The organism is Rossellomorea vietnamensis NBRC 101237, assembly GCF_001591825.1.
Classification (GTDB): Bacteria; Bacillota; Bacilli; order Bacillales; family Bacillaceae_B; genus Rossellomorea; species Rossellomorea vietnamensis.
The window spans coordinates 1-16,004 of sequence record NZ_BCVQ01000049.1 but is presented as its reverse complement, the minus strand read 5'-3'; the positions used below and the strand labels follow the sequence as shown (position 1 = coordinate 16,004).

The 16,004-nt window shown below is 45.8% G+C and carries 16 protein-coding genes and 1 other annotated feature; of the genes, 2 read left to right on the top strand and 14 right to left on the bottom strand.

The window, feature by feature from the left end:
- Window positions 1-146: 146 nt before the first annotated feature.
- The 14 genes from BVI01S_RS18335 to cymR form a co-directional block, all read right to left on the bottom strand.
- Window positions 147-437, bottom strand: a complete 291-nt coding sequence (locus tag BVI01S_RS18335) for a DUF1292 domain-containing protein (RefSeq protein WP_034757367.1) — start codon at window positions 435-437, stop codon at window positions 147-149.
- Window positions 438-451: 14 nt separating this feature from the next.
- Window positions 452-868 carry a Holliday junction resolvase RuvX gene (gene ruvX / locus BVI01S_RS18330; protein ID WP_034757364.1) on the bottom strand — a complete coding sequence of 139 codons (417 nt, stop codon included), beginning with the start codon at window positions 866-868 and terminating at the stop codon, window positions 452-454.
- A 3-nt stretch (window positions 869-871) separates the two neighbouring features.
- Window positions 872-1,138, bottom strand: a complete 267-nt coding sequence (locus tag BVI01S_RS18325) for an IreB family regulatory phosphoprotein (protein ID WP_034757362.1) — start codon at window positions 1,136-1,138, stop codon at window positions 872-874.
- An 83-nt stretch (window positions 1,139-1,221) separates the two neighbouring features.
- Window positions 1,222-3,855: an alanine--tRNA ligase gene (gene alaS, locus BVI01S_RS18320; protein ID WP_061811171.1), complete on the bottom strand. Its 2,634-nt coding sequence runs from the start codon at window positions 3,853-3,855 to the stop codon at window positions 1,222-1,224.
- A gap of 61 nt (window positions 3,856-3,916) precedes the next feature.
- Window positions 3,917-4,134: a binding site (T-box leader), on the bottom strand.
- 58 nt (window positions 4,135-4,192) lie between these two features.
- Entirely contained in the window at window positions 4,193-5,287 is a 1,095-nt protein-coding gene (locus BVI01S_RS18315; protein WP_244886956.1) for an AI-2E family transporter, read from the bottom strand.
- 133 nt (window positions 5,288-5,420) lie between these two features.
- Window positions 5,421-5,561 carry a YrzQ family protein gene (locus tag BVI01S_RS22275; protein WP_094075150.1) on the bottom strand — a complete coding sequence of 47 codons (141 nt, stop codon included), beginning with the start codon at window positions 5,559-5,561 and terminating at the stop codon, window positions 5,421-5,423.
- Between the two features lie 6 nt (window positions 5,562-5,567).
- Complete coding sequence (locus BVI01S_RS18310; RefSeq protein WP_034757353.1) at window positions 5,568-5,753, bottom strand: YrzR-like zinc ribbon domain; 186 nt, start codon at window positions 5,751-5,753, stop codon at window positions 5,568-5,570.
- Between the two features lie 193 nt (window positions 5,754-5,946).
- Complete coding sequence (bioB, locus tag BVI01S_RS18305; protein ID WP_061811170.1) at window positions 5,947-6,954, bottom strand: biotin synthase BioB; 1,008 nt, start codon at window positions 6,952-6,954, stop codon at window positions 5,947-5,949.
- 15 nt (window positions 6,955-6,969) lie between these two features.
- Window positions 6,970-7,566, bottom strand: coding sequence for a biotin transporter BioY (locus BVI01S_RS18300; protein ID WP_061811169.1), 597 nt, complete (start codon window positions 7,564-7,566; stop codon window positions 6,970-6,972).
- A 134-nt stretch (window positions 7,567-7,700) separates the two neighbouring features.
- On the bottom strand, window positions 7,701-10,100 hold the full coding sequence (gene recD2 / locus BVI01S_RS18295) for an SF1B family DNA helicase RecD2 (protein ID WP_034757344.1): 2,400 nt from the start codon (window positions 10,098-10,100) through the stop codon (window positions 7,701-7,703).
- 17 nt (window positions 10,101-10,117) lie between these two features.
- On the bottom strand, window positions 10,118-10,789 hold the full coding sequence (locus BVI01S_RS18290) for a tetratricopeptide repeat protein (protein ID WP_061811168.1): 672 nt from the start codon (window positions 10,787-10,789) through the stop codon (window positions 10,118-10,120).
- A gap of 155 nt (window positions 10,790-10,944) precedes the next feature.
- Window positions 10,945-12,060, bottom strand: coding sequence for a tRNA 2-thiouridine(34) synthase MnmA (gene mnmA, locus BVI01S_RS18285; protein ID WP_061811167.1), 1,116 nt, complete (start codon window positions 12,058-12,060; stop codon window positions 10,945-10,947).
- Window positions 12,061-12,110: 50 nt separating this feature from the next.
- Window positions 12,111-13,253, bottom strand: coding sequence for a cysteine desulfurase family protein (locus tag BVI01S_RS18280; RefSeq protein ID WP_061811166.1), 1,143 nt, complete (start codon window positions 13,251-13,253; stop codon window positions 12,111-12,113).
- A 13-nt stretch (window positions 13,254-13,266) separates the two neighbouring features.
- Window positions 13,267-13,686, bottom strand: coding sequence for a cysteine metabolism transcriptional regulator CymR (gene cymR / locus BVI01S_RS18275; RefSeq protein ID WP_034757332.1), 420 nt, complete (start codon window positions 13,684-13,686; stop codon window positions 13,267-13,269).
- Window positions 13,687-13,890: 204 nt separating this feature from the next.
- On the opposite strand from cymR, the gene BVI01S_RS18270 reads away from it, so the two are divergent.
- The gene (locus tag BVI01S_RS18270) at window positions 13,891-15,165 is read left to right on the top strand and encodes a replication-associated recombination protein A (protein ID WP_061811165.1); all 1,275 of its coding nucleotides are present in this window, start codon (window positions 13,891-13,893) and stop codon (window positions 15,163-15,165) included.
- 121 nt (window positions 15,166-15,286) lie between these two features.
- On the top strand, window positions 15,287-16,004 hold a 718-nt coding region (tgl, locus tag BVI01S_RS18265), incomplete at its 3' end, for a spore coat transglutaminase TGL (RefSeq protein WP_061811164.1).

Sequence of the window (16,004 nt, the reverse complement as noted above, 5' to 3'; positions counted from 1 at the left end):
AAAAGCGGGCTATCCGTCATGCGCAATTCGACATCATCTCCACTATTATACAATATTTTGCACAAAGTGAAACAGGGACCTGCAAAAAGGGTGAATTATTTGTCCCTTTTTGCGGTCCCTGTTTCATATAGTCCTATGACGACTGCTTATTCAGCGTCTTCTTCTTCATCAAGGAAAGTGTTTAACATTTCTTCGATCATGTCCCACTCTTCTTCTGTTTCAATCGGCTTTAATTCGCCTTCCTGACCTTCGTCACCAGGCATGAATGCAGATGCATGAATTTCGATTTCTTCTTCGTCGTTCTCATCTGCCCCAAGAGGATAGTAAAGGACGTACGATTTATTGAATTTATCTGATTCAAATGTGAAAAGGACCTCGCATAATTGCTCATTTCCTTGTTCGTCAACTACTGTAATTTGTTTTTCTCCGTGTTCCATGAACATTCACCTCATTATTTTTGGCTGTCAAGATATCCTTGAAGGATCATCATCGCAGCCATTTTGTCGATCACTTTCTTACGTTTCTTCCTGCTGACGTCAGCTTCTAACAGCACTCGTTCAGCAGCCATTGTGCTCAGCCTTTCATCCCAGTATTTAATGGGAAGGGATAACTCCTGTTGAATCAATTCTCCATAAGCTTTAGACGCTTCCCCACGCGGACCGATCGTGTTATTCATGTTTTTAGGCATTCCAACCACAACGGTATCCACCTGGTATTCATCGGCAAGTTCCTTTATTCGATCCATCCGGAACACACCTTGATCTTCGTCGATCTTAATCGTTTCAATTCCCTGAGCTGTCCAGCCAAGCTCATCGCTGATTGCGACTCCGACTGTTTTAGAACCAACGTCTAAACCCATTACACGCATCTATTATCCCTCTTTGTGTTGTTTCAAATACGATTTGACTAATTCTTCGATGATCTCATCTCGTTCTAAACGGCGGATGATATTTCTGGCATCCTGATGTCTGGGAATGTAAGCCGGGTCTCCAGATAATAAGTATCCTACGATTTGATTGATCGGGTTGTACCCTTTTTCCTGCAGAGCATCGTGAACCTGTAAGAGCACTTCTTTCACGTCATGTTCGAACGGCTCCTCTGAAAAATCAAACCGCATCGTTTTGTCAAAAGAACTCATTTTTAGCACCTCTCTTTAGGCTTGTCTTTTTGACAACCGAATTGTTAATCGTTACCTACATTGTACACCACTTTCACACGGAGTTAAATGGATTTGACCCATTCTTCTACAAATTGAAGGGCTTCTTCCACTTTTTCCGGATTTTTACCGCCAGCCTGGGCCATGTCCGGACGGCCACCGCCTCCTCCACCACAGCGGGAAGCGACTTCTTTCACCAATTTGCCGGCATGATATCCTTTTTCGACTAAGTCATCCGTAACTCCTGCAATGATGGTCACTTTGTCGTCACCAGTTGTTGCCAGTACGATTACCCCGGATGAAAGCTTCTGCTTAAGATCATCCATCATCGTGCGCAGTCCGTTGCTGTCTCCGGCTGCCACTTTTGCAGACAGGACGTTCACACCATCGATGACCTTCACTTGATCCGTCAAGCTACCTGCTTCTATGTTAGACAACTTTGCAGATAATGATTCATTTTCCCTTTGAAGCTCTTTCATCTCACCTAATAATGAGTCTACTCGATTGACTACTTCTTTCGGATTCGATTTCAGTTTCGCAGCAACCTCTTTCAGTTGAGATACCTGATCATTCAATACTGTATACGCATTTTCTGCCGTAACGGCTTCGATCCGTCTGGTACCGGCACCGATCCCGCTTTCAGAGAGGATCTTGAATAAGCCGATCTCTGATGTATTGGATACGTGACAACCTCCGCAAAGCTCCAGGCTGTAGTCTCCAATCGATACGACACGTACTTCTGAACCATATTTCTCACCGAATAACGCCATGGCACCCATCTTTTTAGCCTCGGATAGAGATTTCAGGGCCGTGTTCACTGACATCGCCTTCCAAACCTTCTCATTGACGATGGTTTCGATCCGTTCCATTTCTTCTGGTGATACAGATCCGAAATGGGAGAAATCAAAGCGCAGACGATCCGGTTCAACAAGGGAACCTGCCTGATTCACGTGTTCTCCAAGGACGTCTTTCAATGCCTGATGAAGAATGTGGGTCGCTGTATGGTTTTTCTCCACTTTTGTTCTGGATTCTCTGGAAACCCTTGCAAGGACCTCGGCACCCTGCTCCAATGTCCCCTCTTCTACAACGGCCGTGTGAAGGTTTTGTCCATTAGGTGCTTTTTTGACCGTTTTGACGAATACTCTTACGCCATCTGCTTCGATATATCCCTTATCCCCGATTTGTCCACCGCTTTCTGCATAGAAAGGAGTCTCGTTGAGGATGAACTGGCATTCCTGACCTTTACCGACCTGAGGCTGACGTTCATTGTCGACCAATAATTCAAGGACTTTCGAATTACTTTCGAGTGTGTCATATCCGACAAAGCGGCTTTCCACTGTAATATCACTCAGGACTCCACCCTGCACCTGCATGCTTCCTACATCCTGGCGGGCAGATCTCGCTCTTTCACGCTGACCTTCCATCTCTCTTTCAAAACCTTCATGATCAACCGTCAATCCTTCTTCTTCTGCGTATTCTTCCGTTAATTCAACAGGGAAACCATACGTGTCATAAAGACGGAAGACATCTTCACCAGGAATCACGTTACTTCCGGAAGACTTTTGTACCTTGACGATGGATGAAAGGATAGCCAAACCTTCATTTAATGTCTCATGGAAACGGTCCTCTTCATTTTTCACCACTTTTTGGATGAATTCTGCTTTTTGCTTCACTTCCGGATAGAAGTCAACCATGATTTCAGAAACGACAGGAACCAATTCATACATGAATGGGCGGTTGATTTCGATCTGTTTGGCAAAGCGTACAGCGCGGCGAAGAAGTCTTCTTAAGACATACCCGCGGCCTTCATTGGATGGAAGGGCTCCATCGCCAATTGCAAAGGAAACGGTTCTGATATGGTCGGCAATGACTTTGAAAGCTACATCCGTATCGTTGTCTTTGCCGTAAGACTTTCCTGAAATTTCTTCCGTTGCAGCAATGATCGGCATAAATAAATCGGTATCAAAGTTCGTAGGGACTTCCTGAACGACGCACGCCATTCGCTCAAGCCCCATGCCAGTATCAATGTTCTTCTTCGGAAGCGGTGTGTACGTCCCGTCAGGATTGTGATTGAATTGAGAGAACACCAGATTCCACACTTCAAGATAACGATCATTTTCCCCGCCTGGATATAATTCTGGATCTTCGGGATTGTCTCCGTATTCAGGTCCGCGATCATAGAAGATTTCTGTATTCGGACCACTCGGGCCTTCTCCGATATCCCAGAAGTTCCCTTCGATACGGATGATGCGTTCAGCGGGTACGCCCACTTTTTTGTTCCAGATGTCAAATGCTTCGTGATCTTCCGGGTGGATCGTGACGGAAAGCTTTTCAGGATCGAAGCCAACCCACTTTTCATCCGTGAGGAACTCCCATGCCCATTCAATTGCTTCTACCTTAAAGTAATCACCGATCGAGAAGTTCCCGAGCATCTCGAAGAATGTATGATGTCGTGCTGTCTTACCAACGTTCTCGATATCATTCGTACGGATCGATTTTTGGGCATTCACGATTCGTGGATTTTGAGGGATCACACGTCCATCAAAATATTTCTTTAATGTCGCTACCCCACTGTTGATCCATAATAGGGAAGGATCTTCATGGGGAACGAGTGATGCACTCGGTTCTACTCCGTGTCCTTTTTCCTGAAAGAAATCTAAAAACTTCTGACGAATTTCTGCGCCTGTTAATTTGTTCATGTCAAGCTTCCTCCTTTGTATGTATGGTTAAAAAAGAATACAAAAAAGCCCTCATCCCTAAAACAGGGACGAGAGCTGTTTCTCGCGGTACCACCCTGGTTATGAATAAACGCGATTGCGTTCATTCATCCCTCAATACACCTTAACGCGGCCGGACGGCAGGCTTTACCTGCACTCAGGATTAGCATTCCGTTATCCTTCATCTAAAATCCCTTGCAGCCTGGGGGATTTCTCTCTGGAAGATGGACTATAACGTACTCGGTCCTTCATTGCTTTCATTTTATGCGAATACTTGTATATGTTGGATTATAGAAATATTCATGGTATTTGTCAATGATCATTCCCATTTTTCAGTATTGTCATTCTTCATCGTATGAAGAAAATGCGTCCTGCCATGTAATATGGCCACCTTTATGACCGCAAGAAACGGTACCGCCACGATCATTCCGATCACTCCTCCCACCTCGCCCCCGAGGATCAAAGCGCCCATGATGAAGAGAGGATGCATATGAAGGCTTTTCCCGACGATGAGGGGGGATAGGATGTTCCCTTCCAGGAACTGCAGGACCACGACAAGGATGACCACATAAATCACCATATTCGTGGAAATCGTACTTGCCACGATGGCGGCCGGTACCGCCCCGATGATCGGACCGAAATAAGGGATCACATTCGTCACGCCAATGATCAAGCCGAGAATGAGGGGGTATTTCATACCGATCAGCCATAGGGTGGCGGCTGAAATACCACCAATGATCAAGCAAACCAAGAGCTGCCCCCGGATATAACCACCGAGGGATTCATCCACATCATGTGAAAATGATATCGCACTCTGCCTCCATTTTTTCGGGGTAAGCTGCCACATGAACGCCTTTACTTTTGTAATATCCTTTAATAAATAAAAGGATACGAAGGGAATGATGGCCACGATGAGCAGACTGTTCATGAACTTCATCACCGTCGCCAGCACTAAAGCCACAAGGCCCGTCACCCACGCTTCGAGTCCGTCTATTCTCTTCTCAAGCTGTGACTGGATCCCGTCCGGCCATGTGGAAGTCTCACTCTGTACAACCTTCAGCCAGCCCTGGTACTGCTCGGTGAAAACCGGCGCGTTCTCCGATAAATCCTTCAGCTGATGAATGACGGCCGGGGTCCCTTTATAGATGGCATAGCCCACCCCCCCAAAGAAAAGGAGGTAGATGAACAGGATGGCGATCCCCCTGTGAATGCCTGCTTCATGCAGTTTCTCCACTACCGGATGAAGCAGGTAGGCAATGAAGCCCCCTATGAAGAAAGGAAGCAGGGAAAAGAATAAAACCTCTAATACCGGATGCCATACAGGCTTCAATAAATAGAGAACATATAGAAATAATGCAAGAATGAGGGCCATCGAAAGCCTGTATATCCATCTTGTATAAGATTTTCTTTCCACTATCCACACCTCCCTCTTTTCTCCTCTAGTGTTTGAAGATAAGAGGTGGTTTTATTCATGGGGATTCATTCGCTCTCCTTTATTAAAGAACAAAAAAGAGACTGACCCACAATGAGCCAGTCTCTTTCAGCTGTTAAAAAAGTTTCTTTACTTGTTTACGGATTCGTTTCATTTGTCTTTGACTCATCATATTGGATCTCTGTGAATAGATGGAAGCCGCGACTCCTGCTCCAAAACCAACGATGGATGCAAATGTTTTATTCAAGAAAGACACCTCTTCCTAGCTTAGTCGGCGTTCTTCCTCATCAAACAAGTCATCTAAGGAGCTGAGTGATCCATCCTCTTCCACTTGGTGAGTATGAATGACTCCCTTAGACAAGGAAAGTTCAATATAACATCCCCAACAATAGTATTGGTTGATGCCGATCTTCCCGATATCTTTGCTCTGACAATTTGGACACTTCATCGGTACGTTCACCTCAGGGTTCACCGGATAATGGTGATTATTCCCTACCATCATGTCCAATCAGTGCATGTTTTATACTCGTTTAATGAGTTCTGACGCCCGAACATTGATGCAATATCAACGTTCTTATATAGTGTGGGATATTTTCCTGAATTCATAAGGAGTAACCTTTTCCATAGCATCCATTGAATTTTTATGGAGTGGTGACGGACTCTCCGATTTTTTCTTTCACATAATCGATTTCAAATCCGAGATCTTCAAGCATTTTATGGTCCGCTGTCCCGTCCTGCCCGGCTGTCGTCAGGTAATCCCCGACAAAGATCGAGTTTGCAGGATAAAGGCCCAATGGCTGAAGGCTTCGCAGGTTCACTTCACGCCCACCGGATATCCTGATCTCTTTCGTCGGATTGATGAAGCGCATCAAGCAAAGGACCTTTAAGCAATATCTCGGGTTCAGTTCATCCGTTCCTTCAAGAGGCGTCCCATCGATGGCATGAAGGAAATTGACCGGTATCGAGTCGGCGTCGAGGACCTTCAGGCTATGAGCCATATCCACCACATCCTGCAGCGTTTCTTTCATGCCGACGATGATTCCGGAGCATGGGGAAATTCCTTCTGCTTTTGCCTGCTCTACGGTATTCACCCTGTCTTCATATGTATGGGAAGTGGTGATGTTTTCATGATGGTTAACGGACGTATTGATGTTATGGTTGTAGCGATCCACCCCTGCTTCCTTTAACCGTTTCGCCTGGTCACCCTTTAATAATCCGAGACATGCGCATACTTTCAAATTATACTGTTCCTTGATCTCTTTCACGGCCGAGACAACATGATCCACTTCCCGATTGCTCGGACCACGGCCACTTGCGACGATGCAGTAGGTGCCGACATTCAGTTGATGAGCATTTTCGGCTCCCTTCATGATGGTTTCTTTATCCACCATGCGGTACTTCTCAATCGGTGCATCAGAGACGCTTGACTGGGAACAGTACCCACAATTTTCAGGACACAGTCCCGATTTTGTATTGATGATCATATTTAATTTGACCTTATTTCCATAATAATGTTTCCGGATCACGTACGCGCTGTGCAACAGCTCCAGAAGCTCATCATCCGGACTTTTCAGGATGGCTAAAGCTTCTTCATTCGTTAGTTCCCTTCCCTCAATGACCTCATCTGCAAGTGTTTTCCACGTTTTCATCTGACAACCTCCCCATTAAGCGGCACGCTTCAAATTTCTGAATGTACTTTTTGACAAAACCGATTTTTCTAAACGATGGGCCATGACACCAGCACAGACGGCTAAAATGATGTCCTTCGGAAGCGGAACCACCATCCATGCCCATGCGAGCTTATAGGTGAATCCTTCCGGAGCTTGTGCCCAGAACTTATATGCAGAGTACATCCAGTTTGTTCCGACTACATAATTGACGACCATCCCGACGAGTGCGGCGAAGATATATACTTTGATCCCCTTATGTTTTTCCACGATTTTACCGGTGATGTAAGCTGTGAAGATAAACGAAACGATAAATCCGAATGTCGGGCTTACTATAGAAGATAACCCTGCTCCAAACCGGGCAAATACTGGGACCCCCACGAGACCCACCAATGCGTAAACTGTCATGGAAATCGCCCCGATCCTGCTTCCAAGGATCGCTCCTGCTAAAATGGCGAAAAACGTCTGTAATGTAATGGGCACACCGCCCACTACCATAAAAGGTACGAATATGGTGATGTTGGCACCGATTGCCATTAGTGCAACAAACATCCCTGCCAGTGTAAGATCGATTGTCCTTAATTTTCTGCTCATCTGTCTTCCCCCATCTGTCATTTTTTCTACAAGATAAGGATATCGCTTTCATTAAATATATGTCAACTTAAATTTTATTTTAGTTGACAATAAACTTAAAAAAAGTTGATGAATGACATCTTCATTCATCAACTTTATGCCTTCATGAAATCGTAAGGGCTGATCCCTTCCATTCCAATCATCGGGTCTTCATTCAGAAGGACTTCTTCAATGGGTATGTCCCCTTCTGATAAATCTTCTTCCACACGACTCCCCTCGTGATGAAGTAAGCCTCTCAGCTTCTCACTCAAGGTCGTTTTCCTGAGAAAATCATCTTCCCTCTCCACTCCAAGCTTGAAAGCATCCAGCTCTCCGCAGAGAATGAGGAACTGCTTGCTCCTTGTAATGGCCGTGTATAGGAGATTTCGCCGTAACATCCGATAATAGCTCTTTACGACGGGTAAAATGACAATGGGAAATTCGCTTCCCTGGGATTTATGGATCGAGCAGCAATACGCATGGGTGATTTGCATGAGATCCTGCCGTGTATAGGTGACCTCATTGCCTTCATACGAAACGATGATCATGTCCTGTTTCTCCGTGTTTTCCTTTGCATAGAATATCGAAACGATTTCACCGATATCCCCGTTAAAAACATTGTTTTCAGGCTGATTGACCAGCTGAAGGACCTTATCCCCGATGCGGTATTTGACGTCACCGAAGGCGATTTCTTTACGGGTCCCATCATTACGATTAAAAATTTCCTGCAGAAGCTCATTCAAACGGTCGATCCCTGCTGGTCCCCTGTACATAGGGGCAAGTACCTGTATATCTTTTGGTGAGTAGCCCTTCTTCTTGGCATTTTCCACCACTTTCTGAACGACCTCTGAAATCTGATTCGTCCTGCAGGGAAAGAACGAACGATCTTTTTGCTGTTTGGTCAAATCTGCGGGAACCTGCCCCCTTTTCATATAGTGAGCAAGCTCAATGATCGAGGAACCCTCTTCCTGCCTGTATATATCCGTCAACCTGACAGTCGGCACGCTTTCCGAATTCAACAAGTCCTTCAGTACCTGACCCGGACCGACGGACGGCAATTGATCTTCATCCCCGACAAATATCACTTGAATATCATCAGGCAGAGCCTTCAGCAATTGATGGGCCAGCCAGGTGTCGACCATGGACACTTCGTCCACAATCAACAGCTTGCCCTCGATCGCCCGTTCTTCATCGCTCTGAAATCCTTCCTGACCATTCCATCCGAGGAGTCGGTGGATCGTCATGGCCGGCAGCCCCGTGGATTCTGTCATCCGCTTAGCTGCACGTCCTGTCGGGGCCGTGAGCAATACGGGGAACGGTTCATCTTTGTAATCCTTGGGATCCAAAGAACACCCGTGAAGGTCCGCGAACAGTTCCACGATCCCCTGAATGACAGTGGTCTTCCCCGTACCCGGTCCACCAGTCAACAGGAGCATGGGAGACATCAATGCCGTCTCGATGGCTTCCTTTTGAGAAGGCGCATACTGCACCCCTAGCCTGTCCTCCAGGGCACCAAGTGACAGAAGGAATTCAGACTGGGGGAATTGATCTTTATACTGTGTCTGGGACAATATCTTTTCGATATTCGTCACAATCCCCTTTTCAGAGAAATAGAGGGAAGGAACATACACCTTCGTCCCTTCACCGATGACTTTGCTTTCTTCCTCCAAGGAAACCAATTGAGTGGAAATGTCCGTGTATTCGATTCTTTCAGGCTGACTTTTCTCAAGGAGCTCTTTCACCGTTACAATGAGTTCTTCCGCTTCAAGATACACATGCCCCTGCTTGACACATGTTTGTTCCAGGGTATATAAACAGCCTGCTTTGATCCGGTCCGGGTGACTGCCTGTCAAACCAATCTTGGACCCCAATTCATCTGCACGGGTAAAGCCGATCCCTTCAATATCCTCCACAAGCTTATAAGGATTCTTTTGAATGATTTCAAGTGCCTGCTCTTTGTAAGCCTGATAGACCTTCATGGAAATCTGGGGACCGAATCCAAGCTCATTCAGCATGATCATGACCCGCTCGAGTCCCTGATGCTCAGATAACGTATCATAGATACTCTTAGCCTTTTCCTTTGGAAGCTTTGGAATTTCATCTAAAAGGCTGGGATTTTCGAGTATTTTACTGATCGCATTTTCCCCGATATGCTCGACGATCTTTTCAGCTGTTTTTTTCCCGATCCCTTTGAAGAGATCACTTGATAAATAATGGACGACACCCTGTGTGGTTTGGGGTATTTCTTTCTTGAAATGCTTGGCATGAAACTGCATACCAAATCTTGGATGCTCTTGAAATCTCCCATAAAATATATAGGTCTCATCTTCATGTATCTTAGGGAAATTCCCGGTTACGACCGCTTCTTTATCCTCATATGAATCATTCGTTTCATCCACACGGATTCTGACAACCGAATAAAGATTCTCCTCATTATGAAAAATCGTGACAAGATGCCTTCCTTTTATATATATTTCTTCCTCACCAAACAGCTTTAAAGAGTCTTGCTGGCTCAAGGCAGTGAACCCCCTAACTATTCACTTTGTTCATTTTTAAGCTTTTCGATCATCTTGATTCCATAACCCGCCAGCATATGATCAGGTTGAACCTCAATGGCTTTGTTGAAATGCATGAGTGCCGTATCCGCATCATCCTTATGTCCGGCATACGCAACCCCCAGATTGTAATAGGCATCTGCATGCTCAGGATCTGCTTCCACCACTTGGGATAATTGAGTGATCGCTTCTTCATATGCTTCCACTTTCGCAAGACACAATCCTAATTGGAATCGGGCTTCGATGTCTTCTTCATTCAATTCAACGCTTCGCTGAAAGTACGGTAGTGCAAATCTTGGCTGATCTAACTGGAACAGACTCATCCCAAGCATGAAGAATACGTCGGCATTCTCCATTCCTTTGGAGATGGCCTTTTCAAATTGATCTTTTGCTTCGTCAAATTTATTCTCATTGAAGAACAGATTTCCAAGAGAGTAATAAGCTGCTCCTGCGTTTTCATCGACGGAAATCGCCCGTTCAAAAAACTTTTTCGCTTTTTCATTGTCACCAACCGACATCAATACATTTCCGAAATTGATATATCCGACCGGTTCCTTCGGATTTTCTTCGATGGCTTCTGTGAAGAGTTTTACCGCCTCTTCTACTTTTCCTTCTTGTAATAACTCAATGCCTTTTAAATTCTTATCCAATGTAAACACCTCTATATGGTCTATTATTTATGTATGTACTTCCTTTTAACGTTACTAGTATAACATAAGGGAACTCCTGAAATGGAATCCTTCCATGATGAAAAAAAGGACTGAGAGAAAAGAGATTCCCTTCTCCTTTTCCCAGTCCTTTTTCTTTAACCGACGTACGTCAGTTTTTTCTCATCTTTAAAGATGGTATCGATCGTTCCTCCACCAAGGCACTCATCCCCGTTGTAGAAAACGACGGCCTGTCCCGGCGTCACCGCTCGAATAGGTTCATCAAAGATGACTTTTACCTTGCCATCTTCCAATGGAATCACCGTGACCTTATTATCATCCTGACGGTAACGGAATTTTGCCGTACATGCGAACTCAGACGATTTCTCTTCATTCGATGTCCAGTGAACATCCGTCGCAAGGATGGAATCGGAATAAAGGGCAGGGTGCTCAAAGCTTTGACCTACGTAAAGGACATTCCTTTCCAGGTCCTTCCCGATGGCAAACCATGGCTCACCTGCACCACCGATGCCAAGGCCGTGACGCTGACCGATGGTATAGTACATCAATCCATCATGTTTCCCCATCACTTTTCCATCCAGGGTCTCCATCTTTCCAGGCTGCGCCGGAAGATAGTTACTCAAGAAATCCTTGAAGTTACGTTCACCGATGAAGCAGATTCCCGTACTGTCTTTCTTGGTTGCAGTGGCAAGACCCGCTTCCCTGGCAATTTCACGTACCTTCTTCTTATCGATGCCGCCTAGGGGGAACATCACTTTTTCAAGCTGTTCCTGCCCGAGCTGATTGAGGAAGTATGTTTGATCCTTATTGTTATCGACCCCGCGCAGCATTTTGTATTCGCCATCTCGGTACTCGACCTGTGCATAGTGACCCGTGGCCAGATAGTCTGCACCTAACTTCAATGCATGATCAAGGAATGCCTTGAACTTGATTTCCTTATTGCACATCACATCCGGATTCGGGGTCCTGCCGGCTTTATATTCATCCAGGAAGTACGTAAAGACTTTATCCCAGTATTGTTTCTCAAAATTCACAGCGTAGTAAGGAATCCCAATTTGGTTACATACCCTAATCACGTCGTTGTAGTCTTCGGTTGCCGTACATACTCCATTTTCATCGGTATCATCCCAGTTCTTCATGAAAATCCCGATGACTTCATAGCCTTGCTCTTTCAATAATAATGCAGCTACAGAAGAGTCCACTCCACCGGACATCCCAACGACCACTCTCGTATCCTTTGGTTCTTTTTTCACTAACGCCACCTCCTTGTTTCCGTTCGATCTCCTCATGTAGGACGATCTTTTTATATTGTTAATCTCTTCACGATGCTTGCGACTTCATGGGCCACTCTCTCAATCTGTTCCTCCGTATTTCCAAGGCCGAAGCTGAAACGGATGGAGTTCCTTGATTGCTCGGACTGTTTCCCATACATCGCCACGAGTACATGTGATGGTTCTATCGATCCAGCCGTACAAGCGGAACCGCTTGAAACGGCGATACCTGACATATCCAGATTCATCAGCATGGATTCTACATCCGTGCCGGGAAAGCTTAAGTTTAGCACATGGGGTAATCCGTGCTCAAGGGATCCGTTCTCTTCGAATTGGGTCCCCTTATCAGCCAACGTCTGTCTAAGCAGATTCTTGAGACCAGAGAGCGACGCATGCTTCTCTTCAAAAGAGTGCCGTGCAATCTCCACTGCTCTTCCCAGACCCACGATGGCAGGGACATTCTCTGTTCCCGCACGGCGCTTGCGTTCCTGTTCCCCGCCGTATGATCCCGGCTGAAGATCCACCCCTTTGTGGGAATAAAGAAATCCAATTCCCTTGGGACCGTTGATCTTATGTCCTGAAACCGAAAGCAGATCAACCCCCAGATCCTCGACATCGATGCTGGTCAATCCGAAGGCCTGTACAGCATCCGTATGAAAATAGGCCTGGTGATCCTGTAATAATTCACCGATTTCTTTAATTGGCTGCAGGGTCCCCACTTCATTATTCCCGAACATGATTGTCACGAGAATGGTATCATCACGCAGCTCCTTTTCAAGATCCTGAAGCGCTATCCTTCCTGAGCGGTCCACAGGCAGGTACGTGACCTCAAAGCCTTTTGATTCCAGGAATTCACATGCATGCAACACAGCATGATGCTCGGTCTGTGTCGTAATGATGTGGGTACCCTTTTCCTTATTGGCTTCGGCCGTTCCAATGATCGCTAAATTATCCGCCTCAGTTCCACCACTGGTGAAAATGATTTCATTGTAATCGGCATGGATGCTATCTGCAATGATGGTCCGTGCATGATCCACAAGACGACGCGATGCACGTCCAAATGAATGAATGCTCGAAGGATTGCCAAAGGCCTCCTTCATCACCGCTGTCATTTCATCGATCACTTCAGGATGCATGGGCGACGTTGCAGCATGATCCAGATACACTCTTTCCATTGATTGTTACCTCCTAGATATAGAACATATACGCATCTGATTCACCGTCATCAGAGTGGCTGGCCAAATCTTCAATTGTTGTATTGTCGAGTACTTCTTTGACGGCGTCCCTGATCCTGATCCACAGTTCACGCTTTGCCGGTTCCTCGTCCTCGATTCCTTCAACGGGACTAATCGGACCTTCAAGGATCCGGATAATATCTCCCGCTGTAATGTCAGATGGCTCATGGCCCAATACATAACCACCGTACGCACCCCTGATACTTCTGACCAGACCTCCGTTCCGCAGTGGAGCGACAAGCTGCTCAAGATAATGTTCAGACAACTCATGCTGCTGTGCGATGGTTTTAAGTGAAGTCGGCCCTTCACCATGGCGTTTTGCAAGTTCTATCATAATGGTTAAACCGTAACGGCCTTTAGTTGATATCTTCATGTCCAGCACCTCTATTATATTTAATAACGTCACATGTTGAGACGGGACGTTTTTCTTCTTATTGACTTTTGTTATTATAGCATATTCGCGCCCTCACTGTGAAAGGGGCGGTTTCATTCTCATTGTGCATCCACAATATTTCCTTAATGCTACCTCCTGTGATAAAGTGAATGGTACTAGAACGTCAGTTTGGAGAGATGTTTCATGTCGATAAAACCACTTGCCTTTAAGATGAGACCAAGGACAATCGAGGAAATCATCGGGCAGCAGCATTTAGTCGGAGAAGGAAAAATCATCGACCGGATGGTGAAGGCGAAGCAGCTATCATCCATGATCCTGTACGGCCCTCCCGGCATTGGAAAAACGTCCATCGCAAGTGCCATAGCCGGAAGTACAAAGTACCGTTTCAAAACCCTGAATGCCGTGACGAATAATAAAAAAGATATTCAGATCGTAGCGGAGGAAGCGAAGATGTCAGGTAAGGTGATCCTCCTATTGGATGAGGTTCACCGACTGGATAAAGGAAAGCAGGATTTTCTCCTTCCTTATTTAGAGAACGGGATGATCACCTTGATAGGGGCTACAACAAGCAACCCCTATCATGCCATCAATCCCGCCATTCGAAGCAGATGCCAGATTTTCGAATTAAAGCCTCTTTCCATAGAAGAAATGAAAATCGCCCTGACCCGTGCCATTGAAGATGAAGAACGCGGCTTGGGCGGATATTCACTCGATGTAACCGACGAAGCGATTGAACATTTTGCAAGCAGCAGCTTCGGAGATGTAAGAAGTTCATTGAATGCATTGGAATTGGCTGTATTGTCCACTTCCCCAGGTGACGATGGGGTCATTCATATTGATGTCTCCATAGCAGAAGAGTGCCTACAGAAGAAAAGCTTTTCTCACGATAAGGATGGCGACGCTCACTATGATGTCGTCAGCGCATTTCAGAAATCGATCCGCGGGAGTGATGTGAATGCAGCCCTCCACTACCTTGGAAGACTCGTGGAAGCAGGAGACCTGCCGAGCATTGCACGGAGACTATTGGTCATTGCCTATGAAGATATCGGACTTGCCAATCCCCAGGCGGGACCACGGACACTCGCGGCAGTGGAAACAGCAGAGAAGATCGGGTTCCCGGAAGCCAGGATCCCGTTGGCTAATGCCATCATCGAACTTTGCCTTTCTCCTAAGTCGAACTCTGCGATCACCGCCATCGACCTTGCCCTTGCAGATATCCGGAAAGGCAAGAGCGGCGAGGTGCCGGATCACCTGAAAGACGCGCATTACCAAGGAGCCAAGGAATTGGGCAGAGGTGTGGAGTATAAATATCCCCACAGCTATGAATCCGGCTGGGTGGCGCAAACCTACCTCCCGGATAAACTGAAGAAGGCTCACTACTACACCCCGAAAGCCACAGGGAAGTTCGAACAGGCCATCGCTGGGGTGTATGAGAAGATAAATAAGCAAAATAAATAACCTGCAAACTTAATGGAAGGAGAAACGGAAGAGTTCGTTTCTCCTTCCATTTTTTTCACTCTCTTAATACCATATCCCCCACCCAAACATACATTAATAAAAAGGCCTGGAGGTGTATGGATTGATCATCATCGAAAATGAATCCACCCCTAAGGAATTACCGAACCTGACCGCTGTTGAAGAAAACATATTTACTACATTGAAAGAAAGCCCCACCGAGTATCGGTATCGGAATCTTCCAGAGCTCAAATATGAGCTGAAAGTAAGAGAAAGAATCATTAGCAATGCGAAAAAAATGAATGAAAGTGACGCCACTTTTTCAGCCTTCGAGCATTCGAAGTTCAACCCGACATTTTGGACCAAAACCCCTTATGGATACCAGCTGAAGGAATCCAAGCTTCCATCAGACGCCATTGATGATATCTTCACCAACAGTTCTGCGTACAGCTTTGAATGTGTCACAAGTATTGTCCTGCTTTACTATAAGTCCATCCTCGATACAATCAAACCTTCCTATTTCGATGAACTATACTCACACCTCCTTGTGTGGGGTCACAACTATGATGATGATCTTCCCATGGTCACATACAAAGGGCTGGATTATATCCCCGGGGATGTTTATTACTTTTTTAACCCCGATTTCGAAGATCCGATCTGGATGGGTGAAAACTCGGTCTTTATAAAAGAAGATCAGTATTTCGGTCACGGGGTGGGCCTCATGACACATGACGAAATGATCGAAGCCCTGAACACGCTTCGCAAAAAGGATGCAACGAAGTCCGCCTACCTCCTTGAACAAGTGACACGCCTGAAATTTTCTGATTTATATCAATACACAT

What these genes read in the sequence shown, in the direction of transcription:
- ruvX (WP_034757364.1), bottom strand. Translation starts at nt 868, where the DNA reads ATGCGTGTAATGGGTTTAGACGTTGGTTCTAAAACAGTCGGAGTCGCA.
- BVI01S_RS18335 (WP_034757367.1), bottom strand. Translation starts at nt 437, where the DNA reads ATGGAACACGGAGAAAAACAAATTACAGTAGTTGACGAACAAGGAAAT.
- BVI01S_RS18300 (WP_061811169.1), bottom strand. Translation starts at nt 7,566, where the DNA reads ATGAGCAGAAAATTAAGGACAATCGATCTTACACTGGCAGGGATGTTT.
- BVI01S_RS18280 (WP_061811166.1), bottom strand. Translation starts at nt 13,253, where the DNA reads ATGGAAAGAGTGTATCTGGATCATGCTGCAACGTCGCCCATGCATCCT.
- BVI01S_RS18310 (WP_034757353.1), bottom strand. Translation starts at nt 5,753, where the DNA reads ATGAAGTGTCCAAATTGTCAGAGCAAAGATATCGGGAAGATCGGCATC.
- cymR (WP_034757332.1), bottom strand. Translation starts at nt 13,686, where the DNA reads ATGAAGATATCAACTAAAGGCCGTTACGGTTTAACCATTATGATAGAA.
- BVI01S_RS18325 (WP_034757362.1), bottom strand. Translation starts at nt 1,138, where the DNA reads ATGAGTTCTTTTGACAAAACGATGCGGTTTGATTTTTCAGAGGAGCCG.
- bioB (WP_061811170.1), bottom strand. Translation starts at nt 6,954, where the DNA reads ATGAAAACGTGGAAAACACTTGCAGATGAGGTCATTGAGGGAAGGGAA.
- BVI01S_RS18270 (WP_061811165.1), top strand. Translation starts at nt 13,891, where the DNA reads ATGTCGATAAAACCACTTGCCTTTAAGATGAGACCAAGGACAATCGAG.
- alaS (WP_061811171.1), bottom strand. Translation starts at nt 3,855, where the DNA reads ATGAACAAATTAACAGGCGCAGAAATTCGTCAGAAGTTTTTAGATTTC.